Here is a 15,237-nt window from a genome sequence, read left to right as displayed (position 1 = left end):
GAAGACCCCGGGTACGGCCGGGCACCGCGGGGGCAGCCGGGCCGTGCCGCGCGGGCTCAGCGGGAGGGCTTCGGCCGCGGGTAGGTGCGGGTCTGCTTGACGCTGCCGAAGGCGAAGCTCGACTCGATGGACGCGATGCCGGGGATGGCGTGGATGCGGTGGCGCACGAGGTGCTCGTACGCCTCCAGGCTCTCGATGACGATGCGCAGCAGGTAGTCGCTGCTCCCGGCCATCAGGTAGCAGTCCTGGATGTGCTCGATGAGGCCGACGTGCTCCTCGAAGACGGCGACGGCCTCGGCGGTGTGCCGCTCCAGGCGGATGCGGACGAAGACCGTGATGGGCAGTCCGAAGGCGACCTGGTCGACCATCGCCGTGTAGCCGCGGATGAGGCCGGCGTCCTCCAGTCGGCGGACCCGGCGCAGGCACGGCGAGGGCGAGAGCCGGACGCGGTCGGCGAGGTCCTGGTTGGAGAGCCGCCCGTCGGCCTGCAGTTCGCGGATAATCTGCAGATCGGTGTCGTCCATGGGCCCTCCCGGCCGTTCCCTACGGATTCTTGGCAGATCCTGCCCCAAACATAGGCTCGGGAAGCAGAACAAGCAATCGGCTGCCTCGGCGTAAGCCCTAGTCTTGCGGCGCCCGCGGTGTGGTGGGCGGATGACCGGATCGTAGGGAGGTCGTGTGGTCGCGACGGATACGGCGACGCCGGTCGTCGCCGGGCGGGGGGCTCGCGTGACCCGCGTGCGACCGTCGCCGCAGGCGGTGGGCCTGGCGGCGCTGCTGCTGACCGTGTCGATCTGGGCGGCGTTCGCGCTGAGCGCGCGAGCGCTGGCCGCGTCGACGCTGCTGCCGGCCGACGCGGCGCTGCTGCGCTTCGGGGTGCCGCTGGTGGTGCTGGCGCCCGCGCTGTGGCGGCGCAGGCGCGCCCTCGCGGCGGTGCGGCCCGGCCCCGCGGCGAAGATCGTGTGCGGTGCGGGGGTGCCGTTCTTCCTCGCCGCGATGTTCGGCGGCTCCCTCACGTCCGCCTCGTTCGTCGGGGCGATCGTGCCGGGCATGGTCCCGCTGTTCGTGTCCGCGCTGATGGTGGCGCGGGGGCGGGGCCTGCCCCGCGGCACGCAGTCGGCGGGGCTGCTGCTGATCGCCGCGGGCGTCGTGGCCCTGGTGTCGCGGTACGCGGTGCCGTTCGACGCGGACGTGATGCTCGGCTCCGGGACGCTGCTGGTGGCGAGCGGCCTGTGGGCGCTGTACACGGTGGGGCTGCGCGAGGTGGACCTCGACCCGGTGGGGTCGATCGGCCTGCTGTGCCTGCCGTCGTTCGCGGTGATCGGCCTGCTCGTGGCGGCCGGGGTGCTGCCCACGGGGCTGGCGCACGCGGCGGGCGCCGACATCGCGCTGTTCCTGGTGGTGCAGGGACTGGGCGTGGGGCTGTGCGCCGGGCTGCTGTACGCGTTCGCGATCCGCCGGCTGGGCGCCGAGCGTGCCTCCGTCGTCGGCAGCCTCAGCCCGGTGGCCGTGGTGCTGCTGGCGATCCCGCTGCTGGGCGAGCGGCCGACCGTCGCCGTGCTGGTCGGCGTGCCGCTGATCACGGCGGGGGTCGTCCTCGCCAACCGGGTCCCCCGCGTCCGCTCCGCCGAGGACGGCCCGACCGCGTCCGGTACGCCCGCCGGCGCGGGCGGCACGGCACCGTCCGGGGCCCGCACGGGAACGGACGATCCGCCCTCGGTGCCCGTCGGCGCGGCCGCCCCGGCCCCGCACGGTGACGCGACCCGTGCCCCGCTGGCCTCCGCCCGCGCGGACGCCGCCGGCCCCTCCCGTACCGACCCGCCCGCCCGTACCGTCGTCCCGGAGGTCTCCCGCGATGCTTGAGCTGCTGCCCGCCCCGCCCGCCGACCCGCTGTGGGACCTGACGGCCGAGTACGGCGCCGACCCGCGCCCGGAGCGGCTGAACCTGGTCCTCGGCGTCTACCGCGACCAGTCCGGCGTCACACCGGTGATGGAGGCCGTGCGCGACGCCGAGATACGGCTCGCGGAGCGCTCCGCGTCGAAGGAGTACCGGGGGCTGTCCGGGAACACGGCCTTCAACCGGGCGATGCAGGCGACCGTCCTCGGCGGCGAGGCGCTCGTCGCCCGGTCCACCGCGGTGCAGACCGTGGCGGGCACCGGTGCGCTGCGGCTCCTCGCCGACCTGGTGCGGCAGACCCGCCCCGGGACGACGGTGTGGGTGAGCGACCCCGCCTACGTGAACCACCGGCCGATCCTGGAGGCCGCGGGCCTCGCCGTGCGCCCGTACCGGTGGACCGACCCCGACGGCCTGCTCGCCGACCTTGCCCTGGCGGGCCGCGACGACGTCGTGCTGATCCAGGGCTGCTGCCACAACCCCACGGGCGTCGACCCGACGCGGGAGCAGTGGGAGGCGCTGGCGGCCCTGGCGGCGCGCGCGGGCTGGGTGCCGTTCGTGGACCTCGCCTACCACGGCCTGGGCGACGGCCTGGAGGCCGACCTGTGGGCGGTGCGGATGCTGGCGGAGCGGCTGCCGGAACTGCTGGTGGCCGTGAGCTGCTCGAAGAACTTCGGCCTGTACGCGGACCGCACGGGCTGCGCGATCGTGCTGGGCTCGTCCCCCTCGGCCCTGCGGCACGTGGAGACGGCGCTGCAGAACGCGGCCCGGACCCTGTACTCGATGCCGCCCGAGCACGGCGCCGCGATCGTGGCGACCATCCTCCAGGACCCGGCGCTGCGTGCCTCGTGGCGGTCCGAGCTGGACGGGATGCGGTCCCGGATCGCGGCGAACCGCGCCGCGCTGGTGGCCGCGCTGGAGGCGCTGGGCCACGGCGCCGCCGCCGCGCCCCTGGCCCGGCAGAAGGGCATGTTCGCGGGGCTGCCGCTGGGCCCCGCGCAGATGGCGGCGCTCCGCCGCGACCACGCGGTCTACGGCACCGCATCGGGGCGGATCAACATCGCGGGCCTCCCCGCGGACCGCGTGCCGCAGCTGGCGCGCGGGATCGTGGCGGTGCTGGAGCCGGTCGGCGTCTGAGCGCTCCCGCCGGGCCGGCGGGCCGCCCCCGGGGAGGCGGTCCGCCGCAGTACGATCCCCTCGCTCCGACCGGATTCGGCCCGCACCGGCGCCGATCGAGGGCGAGGCGGCTCACCGGAGCCGTACCAAGGGACAGGGGGCACGCCGTGCGCGTGTCGCGCCCTCGTCCCGGAGCGGGCGTACGCCGCGACACCGGTCGGTGGCGTGGCGCACCCGCGGGCGGACCGCCGCCCCTGCGCCGGGTTCGCGGCCCACCGGACCGCTTCCGCGCCCCGACCGCTCCGCCTCCGACGGTCGGCGTGAGCTCGGTGGTCAGGGTGCCGGACGAGGTGCTGCACCACCGTTCGGGCATGGCCGCCCCCGTGCCGGGGCGGGGACGTACCGGGCCCGGTGGCCGGACGCGCCACCGCCCGGGGACCGTCCGGAGCCGCCGCCGCGCGGGAGCGCGGGGAGCGCCGCGGCCGGCGGTGCGGCGGGGGGGTCAGCCGTGGCGGTCGGGGGACGGGGCGACGAAGTCGAGCAGTTCGGCGCGGTGCAGGTCGGCCACCGGGGCCAGCAGGTCGGGGTGACGCAGGAGCACGGCCGCCCTCCGGTCGTGCTCGCCGGGTGCGAGCAGGCGCCGGTGGGCGTCGGGGGCGCCCGGTCCCCCGACGGCAGCGACGGCCGCCGCGGCGAGCTCCGGGTCGCCGAGCAGGCAGGCCGCCCAGCTCGCCACGGTCTCGTCGACCCAGGTGCGCCAGGCGTCCGGGTACTCCTCGTGCCCCTCGCCCCGCAGGAGCCCGCCCTGCGGGTCCTCACCGTCGGTGTCCGCGGGGGCGTCGGCGCCGGTGATCCAGTCGAGTCGGTCGGTGCCGCCCGCGCCAGTCATCGCGACGAGACCGGCGTCCAGGTCGGTCGGGTAGCGGAGCGCGGCGGCCAGGGTCACCGCCTGCCGGGCCTGGCCCTCGGCCAGGGCGCGCTGCAGGGCGCCCCCGCCGGACGGGTACGCGCGGGTCAGCCACCGCGTCGTGGCGGCGACCAGAGGGGACAGAGCCGGATGCACACGGGCACGGTACGCCGCCGCACCCGCACGAGGGAATGTCGCATATCCCTCCCGTTGGGTGGTATTCGCCACGTAGCAGTCAGCTACCCCCGACCACGGAGGAGTCAAGCTATGGGCCACGGCGGAGACGTGATCGCCGAACTGATCAGTGACCACCGCGAGGTGGAGGAGATGTTCACCCGCATACAGGAGCTACCGCACGGGGACGACCGTCGCAAGGAGCTCGCGGACCGGGTGACCATCGAACTCGTACGGCACTCCATCGCCGAGGAGGAGTACCTGTACCCGGCGGTGCGCAAGCACCTGCCGAACGGCGACGCGCTCGCCGACAAGGAGCTGGAGGACCACGCCTCCGCGGAACGCGTCATGAAGGACCTGGAGGACTGCGAGGCCGGGGACGACCGGTTCGACGCGCTGATCACCCAGCTCATGAGTGAGATCCGGGAGGACGAGGAGAACAACCTGCTGCCCCAGCTGCGGTCGGTGTGCCCGCAGGAGGAACTGGACAAGCTCGGCGACAAGGTGCGCCACGCCAAGAAGACGGCCCCCACGCGGCCGCACCCGGCGGCGCCGGACAGGCCGCCGGCCAACAAGCTTCTCGCTCCGGGCGCCGGCCTCGTCGACCGGCTGCGCGACGCGATCACGGGCCGGGGCAAGAGCAGCAGCTGAGCCGCGGGCACGCGGGGAGGCGGGGTCGTCGGCAGGACGCCGGGGCCCCGCCCCCCTCGCCAGGGCGGGCCGTTGCGCAGGGCGCGGCCCGCCCCGCCCCCGCGGGCCCACCCGTGCTCAGGCGCGGGCCCACCTGTGCTCAGGCGCGGCCCGCCCTGCCCACCACCAGCCACAGGGACGGAAGCTCAAGGGGAGACCCGTCCGCCCCGACCTCCGTGGTGGCGAGGGGCGCCTCGCCGGACGCCAGCACGTCGAGCCCGGCGGCCCGGAAGTGCTCCGGCACGTCCGCGTCGGCCGCCGCGGCCGGCACTATGCCGTGCTCGGCGACCGGCCGCAGCTTCGCGGGCGGCCCCGCCGGGTCCCGCATGAGAGCGCCCATCGCCCGTCCCGCGGCCTCGCCCGGCTCCACGACGAAGGCGCGGCCCCGGCGCCCGAGCAGCGTGGCGACCGTGGCGGCCAGGGCGTCCCGGTCGTGCGCCGCGGTCTGGTGCAGGACGCCGCGCATGTAGACGTTGCAGTCGCCGAGCTCCCGGTGCAGGTCGGTGGCCGCGCCGGTGTCCGTGGCGTCCAGCTCCCGGTAACGGGCCGTCCCCGCGGGGTCCTGGGCACGCGCCCGCTCCAGGGCGGCGGCCGACACGTCGACGCCGACGACCGGGCCGGGGAGGCGCCCCGCCAGGTACCGGGTCTGCGTGCCGTTGCCGCAGCCGAGGTCGACCAGCGGCAGCGCGGGCTCGGTGAGGTGGGGGGTGAGGAGGTCCAGGTGCGGGGCGGCCGTACGGGCGGGGACGGCGTCCCAGAAGACGGCGCCCGGCCCGGTGGGCGCCGCCCGCCAGAAGCCCTCCCAGGCGTCCCGGTGGCGGCTGCGGTTCCGGCTGTCGTCCGTCAGGCTCATCTGGTGCTCCCCACACGCTGTCCGGCTGCTGTCAGGTTCCTGACGTTCCCTTCCTCGGCAGGGGCAGTTCGAACCACACCGCGGTGCCGTCGCCCGCGCGTCCCGTGCCCCACTCCTGCGCCAGGGCGTTCAGCACGTGCAGGCCGCGCCCGGCCTCGTCGTCCGGGCCGGCGTCCCGCAGGGCGGGCAGGGTGCGGCCGCCGTCGGCGACCTCACACATCAGCGACTCCGTCCGCACCAGCCGCACGTCGACCGGGCGGCGGCTCCCCGAGTGCCGCAGGGCGTTGGTGACGAGCTCGCTGACCAGCAGCTGCAGCGTGTCCGCGAGCGGGTCGAGCCGCCACTCGGCGAGCTGTGCCCGCACCAGTTCGCGGGCCTGCCGGACCGATCGGGGCTCGGCGTCGAGCCGCCAGCGGGCCACGTCGTCCGCGGGGACGCCGTTCAGCCGCGCCATCAGCAGCGCCACGTCGTCCTTGCGGCCGCCGCGGCGGGCCAGGGCGCGGATGACGGTGTCGCAGGCGTCGTCCATGGACGCGGCCGGATGGGCCGCGGACTCGCACAGCGTGGCGAGGCCCACGCCGATGTCCTCGCCGCGCATCTCCACCAGCCCGTCCGTGCACATCACCAGCCGGTCACCGGGCTCCACCGGCACGCGGACGGCCTCGAAGGGCACGCCGCCCACGCCGACGGGCGCCCCGGGCGGCAGGTCGAGCAGTTCGCTGCGCCCGTCCGCGGCACGCACCAGCACCGGCGGCACGTGGCCGGCGTTGGCGAGTTCCAGTACGCCGGCCACCGGGTCGTAGACCGCGTACAGACAGGTGGCGAGGTAGTGCTCGCCGAGCCGCTGGGCGAGGTCGTCGAGCTTGCGCAGCAGCTGCGCGGGCGGCACGTCGAGGCCGGCCATGGTCTGCACGGCGGTGCGCAGCTGACCCATCATCGCGGCCGAGTGGATGCCGTGCCCCATGACGTCGCCGACGACGAGGGCGGTGCGGGCCCCGGACAGCTTGACGGTGTCGAACCAGTCGCCGCCGACCCGGCCGAGGAGCGTGCCAGGCAGGTACCGCGTGGCGGTGTCGCAGCCGGGCAGGCGGGCCGGGACCTTCGGCAGCATGGAGTCCTGGAGGGTCTCGGCGACGTTCTCCTGGTGGGTGTACATGCGGGCGTTGTCCAGCACCAGGCCGGCCCTGGCCGCGAGTTCGGCACCGGTGACGCGGTCCATGTCGTCGAAGGGCGCGCGCCCCGGGTGGCGCAGCAGGATCATGAACCCGAGGACGACGGTGCGTGCCTTGAGCGGCACGACCAGCATGGAGCGGCCGGTGATGAGCGGCCTGATGTCCCGCTTCTCGAACTGGGCGGCGATGGCGGTGCCGGCCTGCTCGCTGATCCGGGGGACGAGGACGGGCTCACCGGTGGTCATGCACTGGAAGAACGGCGTGTGGACGGGGAACGGCATGGCCTCCCCGACGGGGATCACGTCGTCCCAGCGGCCCGGCTCGTCGACGTGCTCGACGGCGACGCGGTGCCACATCGTGGTGGCGTCGGGCGGCCCCTCGGGGAAGCCCTCGCCCGCCACGACCTGCTCCCGCAGGTAGGTGCCGGCGACGTCGGTGAAGCGCGGGACGACGGCGGTGCTGACCTCCTGGATCGTCCGGGCGAGGTCCAGGGAGGAACCGATGCGGGAGCTGACCTCGTTGAGGAACTCCAGCCGCTCCCGCACGGCGGCGTACTCCAGGTCGCCGGCCGCCTCCGCAGCGGCCGCCGCCTGCGCGGCGCTCCCCTCCCCGAGGGGCGTGGTGCGCTGCGGGCGGCGGCCGGGGCGCCGGGGGACTCCCCAGTCCGGCGTCACCGGGATGCGGTGGCGGTGGCTGAACTCCAGTACCGGATAACCCTGTTCGAGGATCTGGTCGACGATGCGGGTGGCCTCGCCGACGCTCGTGCTGGGCAGGATCTCGGGCAGCCGGGCCGCCAGCTCGTCGGAGCCGTCGAACTCGGTGTGGAGGGCGAAGCCGGGTGCGACCTCAAGGTCGCCTCCGTAGCGGGCGGCGTCCGCGGCGAGCACGAGGAGCCGCCCGGTCCCCGGGCCGGCCAGCGGGTATGCCCACCACAGGACGTCCGTGCGGTCGCCGCCCGGTCCGGGGAGGCGGGCGCGCCCCGACACCGGGCAGGGCTCGTCCCCCGGTGCGCCGCCGTACCAGGCGCCGGAACCCGGCGCGAGGCTACGGCCGGACGCGGTGCCCGGTCCCTGAGCGCGTCCGGCCGCCCGGCCGGGTGCGCCGTCGGGCCCGGGGACGTGGTCGGGGGCCGGACGGGCGCGCGGCACCGCGGGCGCCGCGCGGTGCGGTCCCGGGGCGGCCGAGGTGCCGGTCGCGCGCCATGCTGCGCACGGGTCGTCGCCCGGTCCCCCGTCGAGCAGGCCGGAGACGGGCAGCAGTTCGTCCGCGGGCCGGCCCACGGCCTCGCTCCGGTCGGGGCCGAAGAGCCGGCGTGCGCCGGTGGACCAGTGCGACACCCTGCCGTCTCGGTCGACGACGACCACGGCGAGCGGAACGCGGCCCTCCTCGGGGGACCACCCCGGCTGCTGCTCCGGTGCGCCGCTGTCCATGACTGGCTGGCTCCTTCCCTGCCGCGCTGGTCGGGCACGGCTGTCCGCACACCACCGTACGACCGCGCGGCCGCCGTGCGGGGGCCATCAGGCGAATCCCCGGCGGCGTGTACGGAACTGACCGGTCCTCAGTCGCGGTGGTCGAGGTGGATGTCGCGTTCGGTCCGGCCGCCGCCCGCCACCTGCAGGGCGGTGGCGCTCGGCGGGTATCCGGAGGCGATGACGGTGTACGCGCCGCCGCCGAGGTCCGCGAAGCGGAAGATGCCGTCGGGGCCGGTGGTGAGGGTGTCGACGACGTTCCCGGCCGCGTCGAGGAGGGTCACGCGGGCCGCCTCCACGGGCCGGCCGCCGGGGGCGCGCACGGTGCCGCGGAGCATCGCCCCGCCGACCAGTTCGACGTCCTGCCGGGTCTCGTGGCCGGCGCGCACGCTCACGGGGAGGGCGGTGGGCCGCAGCGCCGACGCGCCGGCCACAAGGGTGTACGCGCCGGCCACGAGGTCGGTGAGCACGTACCCGCCGCCGGACCCGGTGCGGGTCGAGGCGACGACGTCGCCGCGTCCGTCGGTGAGGGTGACGGTCGCGCCGGGGACCGGGGTGCCGCCGGTGGTGGCGACCGTGCCGGAGAGGCGGCCCGCGCCGCCCAGCACGACGTCGTACGCGGCGGATGTCGGTGTGCCGACGGTGACGGTGAGGGCCTGCGGCGGGTGCCCGTCGGCGGAGGCGATCAGGACGTACGGTCCGGGTGCGGGGGCGTTGAGGGCGTAGCGCCCGCCGGGGCCGCTCGCCGTGCGGCCGGCCTGGCCGCCGCCCGCGTCGACGAGCGTGAGCGCGGCACCGGGGACGCCGGAGCCGTCGTGGTGACGGACGGTGCCGAACAGCGGCACCCCGCCGCAGTGCGGCCCGCCGCCCGGCCGGGCGGCCGGGGCACACGGGGCCCCTGACGGCGGCGTCACGGCCTCGGCCCTCGCGGCCGGACGCCCGGGCGGCGCTGGGTCCGGCTCGGCGTACGGCCCGGGTCCGGAGACGTGCGGCGCGCCGTGGGGCCCCGTGGCCGGGGTCTGCGAGGGCCCCCGGACGGACCCGGTGGCCGGGTGCCGGGCTGGCGAGGGGCGTGAGGACGAGGGGGTGGGCCCGGCCGTCAGGCGGTGCGGGGGCGAGGGTGCTGTTTCGGCGGCCGGGGGGCGCGGGGGCGCCGGCTCGGCTCCGGTGCCCCCTGGCAATCCGAGGGCCTCTCCCCACTCGGGCGCCTCTCCCCGCTCGGGCGTCCCGACGGGCACGGAGGCACGGGCGGGCCCGTTCACCGCGGTGCCCTCCGGTGCGGCACCGGTCGCCCGGTCGGGTCCGCACCCGGTGGCCGGTGCCGTCGGGGCTCCGGCGGCAGCCGAGCTCCAGGGCCCGGCGGGCGCATGGAACGCCGGGCGCCTCAGGGGGGCCGTCACGAGCTCCGCCCCGGCGGGCGTGTCCGTCCCGGGGCCTGCCGCGGACCGGCCGGTGGGCCCGGCTGCGTCCGCGGCGGGCGCTTCGGACGTCCGGGGGGCGGGCGCGGCGCCGGAGGCGGTGTGGCCCTCGGAAGCACCCGCGGCAGACGGGGCGGGTCGGGCCTGCGGAACGTGTCGGGAAGCGAGGGTGGGGGTGGGGCCGGGAGGCGGGACGCGGCCGATCGTCCGCGCCGGGAGCACGGTGCCCTGCGCCCCGCGCGGCCCGGGTGGCCTGTCCTTCAGGAAGAAGGCGAGGAGCAGTCCGGCGATCAGCACCGGCAGCAGGTGCAGCAGGGCGCGCGGCGCGGCCTCGGCGTACACCCGGGTATAGGCGGCGGCACCCTCCCGGAGGGCGCCGGACCGGTCGTGCCGTCCGGTGACGAGGGTGGCCGACAGGGTGGCGCCCGCGCAGGCGCCGAGCTGCCGGAAGAGGACGTGGGCACCGGTGGCCGCGCCGAGGTCGGCGGCCGGGGCGGCCTGCTGCACGGCCACGGAGAGGGCGGGCAGCGCCAGCCCGACACCGATGCCGAGGAGGGCCTGCCAGACGCTGTGGTCGAGCCGCGGCGTGTCGGGGCGCAGCTGGGTCAGCAACCACATGGCGACGACGGCGACGGCCCCGCCGGTCACCGCGTACGCGCTGGGACGGCCGGTGCGGGCGACGAGGTGTCCGGCGACCAGGCAGGCGGTGCCCAGCGCGGCCAGGAACGGCAGGAGCAGCAGCGCCGTGCGCAGGGCGCCGGTCCCCGGGCCGGCGGCATGCTGGAGGAAGGCGGGCAGGAAGACGGCGGCGCCGGTCAGGGCGGCACCGAGGGCCGCGGCGACGAGACCGGAGACGAGGAGGGTGGGGTCCCGCAGGAGGCGCAGCGGCACGACCGGCTCGGGCGCCCGGTGGGCGACGACGAGGTGGAGCAGGGCGGTGCCGACGGCGCCGCAGGCCAGGCCCAGGACCGGGCGGGACGACCACGCGTACTGGCTGCCGCCCCAGGCGAGGAGGAGGACGGTGCAGCTGGTGGCGGTGGTGAGCAGCAGCGCGCCGAGGATGTCGGGGCGGGCCCGCCGGGCTGCCTGACCGTCCGCGGGCCGGGTGGCGAGGGCGGCGGCGACCAGGACCAGGGCGGTGAGGGCGAGGGGGACGGTGAGGTGGAAGCTCCAGCGCCAGGAGGCGACGGCGGCGAGGTGGCCGCCGAGGAGCGGGCCGGCGGCGGAGCCGGTGGCGTACACGGCGGCGATCAGGCCCATGAGGCGGGCCCGGCTGCGGGCCGGGGTGGCTTCGGCGGCGAGTGCCTGGACGCCCGTCCGCCGCCCGCCGGCACCGAGCCCTTGGACGGCGCGGAAGGCGACGAGTTCGTCGAGTGAGCGGGCCCAGCCGGACAGGGCGGTGCCTGCGGTGAACAGGGCGAGGGCCAGCAGGATCATGCCCTTGCGGCCGTGGAGGTCACCGAGCTTGCCGTGCAGGGGCAGGGAGGCCGTCGCGGTGAGGAGGTAGGCGGTGACGGCCCAGGAGGTGTGCCCGGGGTGGCCCGTGTGTCCCGGCAGGTCGGCGGCGAGGGCCGGGAGAGCGGCGGCCGGGGCGAGTTGCTGGAGGGCGGCGAGGAGCAGCCCGAGGGCGAGGCCGGTGACGGCGAGGGCGACGCGGACGCGCCCGTGGCCGGGCGCCGACCGGGGGGCGGCGGGCCCGGGGCGTGCCGGAGCGGCGCCCCGGACCCGGGGCCCCGAGGCGCCGCGGGGCCCGCCGGAGCCGCCGGTCGCCCGGTGCGTTCCGCCGGGCGGGCGGTCGGGCCCCCGGTCGTCCCTCGCCGGCGTCGTCCCGTCCACGGGCCTGCTCCCCTCGTCCGTCTCCGCGGCGCTGCGGCGCCCACGTACGCGCGGCCATTCTTCGCATCAGGCGCGTACGTGGATCACGTGGTGCAGGGCGGGCGAGGAGGCGCACGGGGGCGCGGCGCAGGCGCACCACCCGCCCCGGACCGGGCTCAGCAGGCCGTACGCCGGGGAACTGCGGGGAGAGCGCCGTCCGTCCCGCGTGCGGGGCACGCGGGACGGACGAGCGGAGGAACCACCCGTACGGGGGAGGTGGCGGGCGGCTGGAGCGGGGTCACTCCCCCTGCTGGTTCTCCACTTCGGCGGCGAGGTTCGCCAGGAGCACGTCGTAGATGCGGGCGAGGCCCTTGGGGGCGAAGGTGCGCTCGAAGAAGCCGCCGATGCCGCCGGCGCCGTTCCACACGGTGGTGACGACGGCCTTGGAGCGGCCCTCCCCGGCGGGCGTGACGATCCAGGTGGTGACCATGGAGGAGTTGCGGTCCTGCTCCACGAGCTGCCCGTCCGTGGGCTCCGTGACGTCCAGCAGGCAGTCCCGGACACGCTTGCTGGTGGCCTGGAGCTTCCAGTGGACGAGGGTGCCCTCGCCGTCGCCGCCCTGGCGCACCTCGTACTCGCTGAAGTGCGCGGGCAGGAGCTTCGCGCGGGTGTCCTTGTAGTCGGCCAGGGCGTCGAACACCGTCTCCGCGTCCGCCGCGATGACCCGCTCCGTCGTGGCTTCGACCTGCGCCATTGCCTTGTCCTCCAGCACTCGTCCGTCAGGGGGCACCAGCCAACCACCTGCGGGGAGGCGGACCCAAATCCACCGGGAGGCGATCATGGGAGCAGTTGTTCTATTGCGGCGTCCCCGAGGCACGGGCACGGACGCGGCCTCCCGAGACCGCCGAGGAGGGCGCCATGCGGTGGGACAACCTGGCGGACGACTCCCCCGCCCCGTCCGGTGACGCCGCGCTGTTCGGCACGGCCGCTGTGCGGACCCGCACCTTCGACACGCCCGAGTTCCGAGGAATCACCTTCCACGAGGTGCGCTCCCGCTCGGTCCTGAACCGCGTGCCCGGCGCCTCACGCATGCCGTTCGAGTGGACCGTCAACCCGTACCGCGGCTGCTCCCACGCCTGCCCGTAGTGCAGCGTCTCGCAACGGATCCGATGACCACGAGAAAGCCCCGCCCGACTGTGTTGCTCGCCGTCGCCGGACGGGGCCGTATGGGGGCGCCAAGCGCACTTCACGCTCTCGGGTGGGGCCAGCCAGAAGTAGCCGGTGACGATGTGGGGCTGGCGTTGTCGACGGTGGAAGAACCTGCCGGTTTCGGTGGCGAGTTCCGCCTGGTTCCTGGCCCGGTGGGTGTGGGGCAGGCTGCGTTCGATGTCGGCGTTGACCAGCTCGTCGGGGTTCAGCTCGGGTGAGTACGAGGGCAGGAAGTGCAGCTCGACCCGGTCCTTGTGGTCGGCGAGCCAGTCCGGCGCCACCTCCGTCACGCCGCTGGTGCTGCACCTGCGGCCGGGGGCACGGGAGTGGTTCATGGCAGGGCTGCACCGGCACCATCCCGAACTGGTGGGCCGCTACGAGCGGTTGTACGCCTCCGGGGCCTACGCTCCCACCTGGTACCAGCGCAGGGTCACCCGTCAGGTCCACGAGCTGGCCGCCGAGCACGGCATCGGCCCCGCCACCCGGCGCGGCGAGGCCCGCCGGGACGGTGTCCCGGCACGGCCGCCGGTCCCCACGCCGCCCGCGCAGGAGGGCACGCACCTCAGCCTGTTGTGACAGCGCGGCGGTCCGCGGAGCGGCGCACCTCCCGGCGACCGGCCGCGGCGGGCCGCGGCGGGCCGGCTGCGGCGGCCCGCCGGACGCCGTCACGCGCGCCGGCGCAGTGCCCACCCGCGGACCGTCGTGAAGGCGCGCCGGACCGACCCCCGTTCGGGTCAACTCCTGGCGTCCGGGCGCCGTCCGCCGGGGATCGGCGGTCCGGCGCGTCGACACTGACCGGATGCAGAAACGCGCAGCAGTCCTGATCGCCGCGGGTGCGCTCGTCGCGGGCGCGGTCACCGCGGCCCCGACGAGCGCCGCACCGCCCGGCGCCGAACCGCCCCGCCTCGCCTGGGAGAAGTGCGGCACGAAGCAGTTCCCCAAGCTGGAGTGCGCCTCGGTGCCGGTGCCGCTCGACCACGACTACCCGGACGGCGAGCGGATCACGCTGGCCCTCTCCCGGATCCCGCACACCGCGACCACGTCGCAGGGGCCGATGCTCGTGAACCCGGGCGGCCCCGGGGCGAGCGGCCGCACGCTGGCCGGCTACGTGGCGGCGACGCTGCCACCGGGGCTGGCCGCGCAGTACGACGTGATCGGGTTCGACCCGCGCGGAGTGGGCCGCAGCCGGCCCGCGCTGGACTGCCTGCCCGGCCACTTCGCGCCGGTGCGGCACGCGTCGGTGCCGCGGGACGCGGCGGAGGAGCGGAAGGGCACGGCCCGGGCCGCCGCCTTCGCCCGGGCGTGCGGCGACCGGCACGGGGCGATGCTGCCGCACGTCGACACCGTCAGCGCCGCACGGGACATGGACGCGATCCGCGCCGCCCTCGGCGCCCCCCGCATCACCTACCTCGGCTACTCGTACGGCACCTACCTCGGCGCCGTCTACGCGAAGCTGTTCCCGCACCGGGTGCGGCGGGCCGTCCTGGACTCGGTCGTCCACCCCGGCGGCGTCTGGTACGACGCGAACCTGGCGCAGGACCACGCGTTCGACGCCCGTCACCGGGCGTTCGCTGCCTGGGTGGCCCGGCACGACGCCGTCTACGGGCTCGGCACGGACCCGGCGGCGGTGGAGGCCCGCTGGTACGCGATGCGGGAGGAGCTGCGGGAGGAGCCGGCCGGCGGCAAGGTCGGCGCCGCCGAGCTGGAGGACACCTACCTGCCGGGCGGCTACCACAACGGATTCTGGCCCCTCCTGGCCGCGGCCTTCTCCGCGTACGCGAACGACGCGGACGCGGCCCCGCTGGTCGCGGCGTACGAGGCCGTGGCGGGACCGGACGAGGCCATCGGCAACGGCTACTCGGTGTACACGGCCGTGGAGTGCCGCGACGCCCGCTGGCCCAGGGCGTGGGGCACCTGGCACCGGGACACCTGGGCGACGCACGCGAAGGCGCCGTTCTCCACCTGGAACAACGCCTGGTACAACGCGCCGTGCGCGTTCTGGCCGGTGGCCTCGCGCACCCCGGTCGACGTGACCAACGACGCCGTGCCGCCCGTGCTGCTGGTCCAGGCGACGGAGGACGCGGCCACGCCGTACGAGGGAGCGGTCGCCCTGCACCGGCTGATGGCCGGGTCGCGGCTCGTGGTGGAGCAGGGCGGCGGCAACCACGGCGTCACCCTGCGCGGCAACGCCTGCGTGGACCGGCACCTGGTCCGGTACCTGGAGAGCGGGGAACTCCCGCGGGCCGCGGAGGGGTCGGAGGCCGACGCGGTGTGCGCGGCCCGTCCGGACCCGCGGCCCGAGGCGGAGTCCCGCTCCGCCGAGGCCCCGCGGGCGCCCGGCGCCGCAGCCGGTCCCGGCCGCGGCGTCACCCCGCTGTTCGCCCGCTTCTGACCCCGCGCGGCGGGCCGGCGGGCCGCACGGAGGCCCCGGGGCCCGCGGCTCCCGGCCCCGCCTCGCCCCGCCACGCCGAGGAGCGCCGTGACCTCCGTGGTGTAGCCGGTCTCCTCCGCCACCTCGCG

10 protein-coding genes and 3 pseudogenes are annotated in these 15,237 nt (G+C 76.6%); 6 read left to right on the top strand and 7 right to left on the bottom strand.

Annotated elements, in window-relative coordinates; genetic code table 11:
• Positions 1 to 56 precede the first annotated feature (56 nt).
• Entirely contained in the window at positions 57 to 524 is a 468-nt protein-coding gene (locus BJP40_RS17600) for an Lrp/AsnC family transcriptional regulator (protein WP_071269054.1), read from the bottom strand.
• A gap of 205 nt (positions 525 to 729) precedes the next feature.
• Here BJP40_RS17600 and BJP40_RS17595 point away from each other — a divergent pair, with 205 nt between their 5' ends.
• Together BJP40_RS17595 and BJP40_RS17590 are read left to right on the top strand one after the other, a co-directional pair.
• Complete coding sequence (locus BJP40_RS17595; protein WP_226962364.1) at positions 730 to 1,863, top strand: EamA family transporter; 1,134 nt, start codon at positions 730 to 732, stop codon at positions 1,861 to 1,863.
• Complete coding sequence (locus BJP40_RS17590; protein WP_071281190.1) at positions 1,856 to 3,031, top strand: aromatic amino acid transaminase; 1,176 nt, start codon at positions 1,856 to 1,858, stop codon at positions 3,029 to 3,031. Before BJP40_RS17595 ends, BJP40_RS17590 begins: the two co-directional genes overlap by 8 nt.
• Positions 3,032 to 3,512: 481 nt before the next feature.
• Here the strand turns inward: BJP40_RS17590 and BJP40_RS17585 are convergent, their stop codons facing one another.
• A complete protein-coding gene (locus BJP40_RS17585; protein ID WP_071281189.1) occupies positions 3,513 to 4,073 on the bottom strand; it encodes a hypothetical protein in 561 nt (186 codons plus the stop codon).
• A gap of 111 nt (positions 4,074 to 4,184) precedes the next feature.
• Between BJP40_RS17585 and BJP40_RS17580 the strand changes: the two genes are divergently transcribed.
• On the top strand, positions 4,185 to 4,742 hold the full coding sequence (locus BJP40_RS17580) for a hemerythrin domain-containing protein (protein WP_071281188.1): 558 nt from the start codon (positions 4,185 to 4,187) through the stop codon (positions 4,740 to 4,742).
• A 139-nt stretch (positions 4,743 to 4,881) separates the two neighbouring features.
• Here BJP40_RS17580 and BJP40_RS17575 read toward each other — a convergent pair whose 3' ends face one another.
• The 4 genes from BJP40_RS17575 to BJP40_RS17560 form a co-directional block, all read right to left on the bottom strand.
• A complete protein-coding gene (locus BJP40_RS17575; protein ID WP_071281187.1) occupies positions 4,882 to 5,634 on the bottom strand; it encodes a class I SAM-dependent methyltransferase in 753 nt (250 codons plus the stop codon).
• A gap of 31 nt (positions 5,635 to 5,665) precedes the next feature.
• Positions 5,666 to 8,236 (bottom strand): SpoIIE family protein phosphatase, encoded by a 2,571-nt coding sequence (locus tag BJP40_RS17570; protein ID WP_071281186.1) that lies wholly within the window; start codon positions 8,234 to 8,236, stop codon positions 5,666 to 5,668.
• A 128-nt stretch (positions 8,237 to 8,364) separates the two neighbouring features.
• Positions 8,365 to 11,529 (bottom strand): MFS transporter, encoded by a 3,165-nt coding sequence (locus tag BJP40_RS17565; protein WP_071281185.1) that lies wholly within the window; start codon positions 11,527 to 11,529, stop codon positions 8,365 to 8,367.
• A 277-nt stretch (positions 11,530 to 11,806) separates the two neighbouring features.
• On the bottom strand, positions 11,807 to 12,262 hold the full coding sequence (locus BJP40_RS17560) for an SRPBCC family protein (protein WP_071281184.1): 456 nt from the start codon (positions 12,260 to 12,262) through the stop codon (positions 11,807 to 11,809).
• A gap of 164 nt (positions 12,263 to 12,426) precedes the next feature.
• On the opposite strand from BJP40_RS17560, the pseudogene BJP40_RS17555 reads away from it, so the two are divergent.
• A pseudogene (locus tag BJP40_RS17555) lies at positions 12,427 to 12,648 on the top strand (radical SAM protein); the annotation flags it as partial.
• A gap of 131 nt (positions 12,649 to 12,779) precedes the next feature.
• On the opposite strand, the pseudogene BJP40_RS36345 reads toward BJP40_RS17555, so the two are convergent.
• Positions 12,780 to 12,986 (bottom strand): annotated as a pseudogene (locus BJP40_RS36345) (transposase); the annotation flags it as partial.
• 1 nt (position 12,987) lies between these two features.
• On the opposite strand from BJP40_RS36345, the pseudogene BJP40_RS17550 reads away from it, so the two are divergent.
• Positions 12,988 to 13,293 (top strand): annotated as a pseudogene (locus BJP40_RS17550) (radical SAM protein); the annotation flags it as partial.
• A 223-nt stretch (positions 13,294 to 13,516) separates the two neighbouring features.
• Entirely contained in the window at positions 13,517 to 15,109 is a 1,593-nt protein-coding gene (locus tag BJP40_RS17545; protein ID WP_071281181.1) for an alpha/beta hydrolase, read from the top strand.
• Positions 15,110 to 15,237 lie beyond the last annotated feature (128 nt).

This window comes from Streptomyces sp. CC53, from assembly GCF_001865245.1.
Lineage (GTDB): Bacteria > Actinomycetota > Actinomycetes > Streptomycetales > Streptomycetaceae > Streptomyces.
Note: the sequence above shows the minus strand (reverse complement) of the source record. Positions and strands in the feature narration are given on the sequence as shown.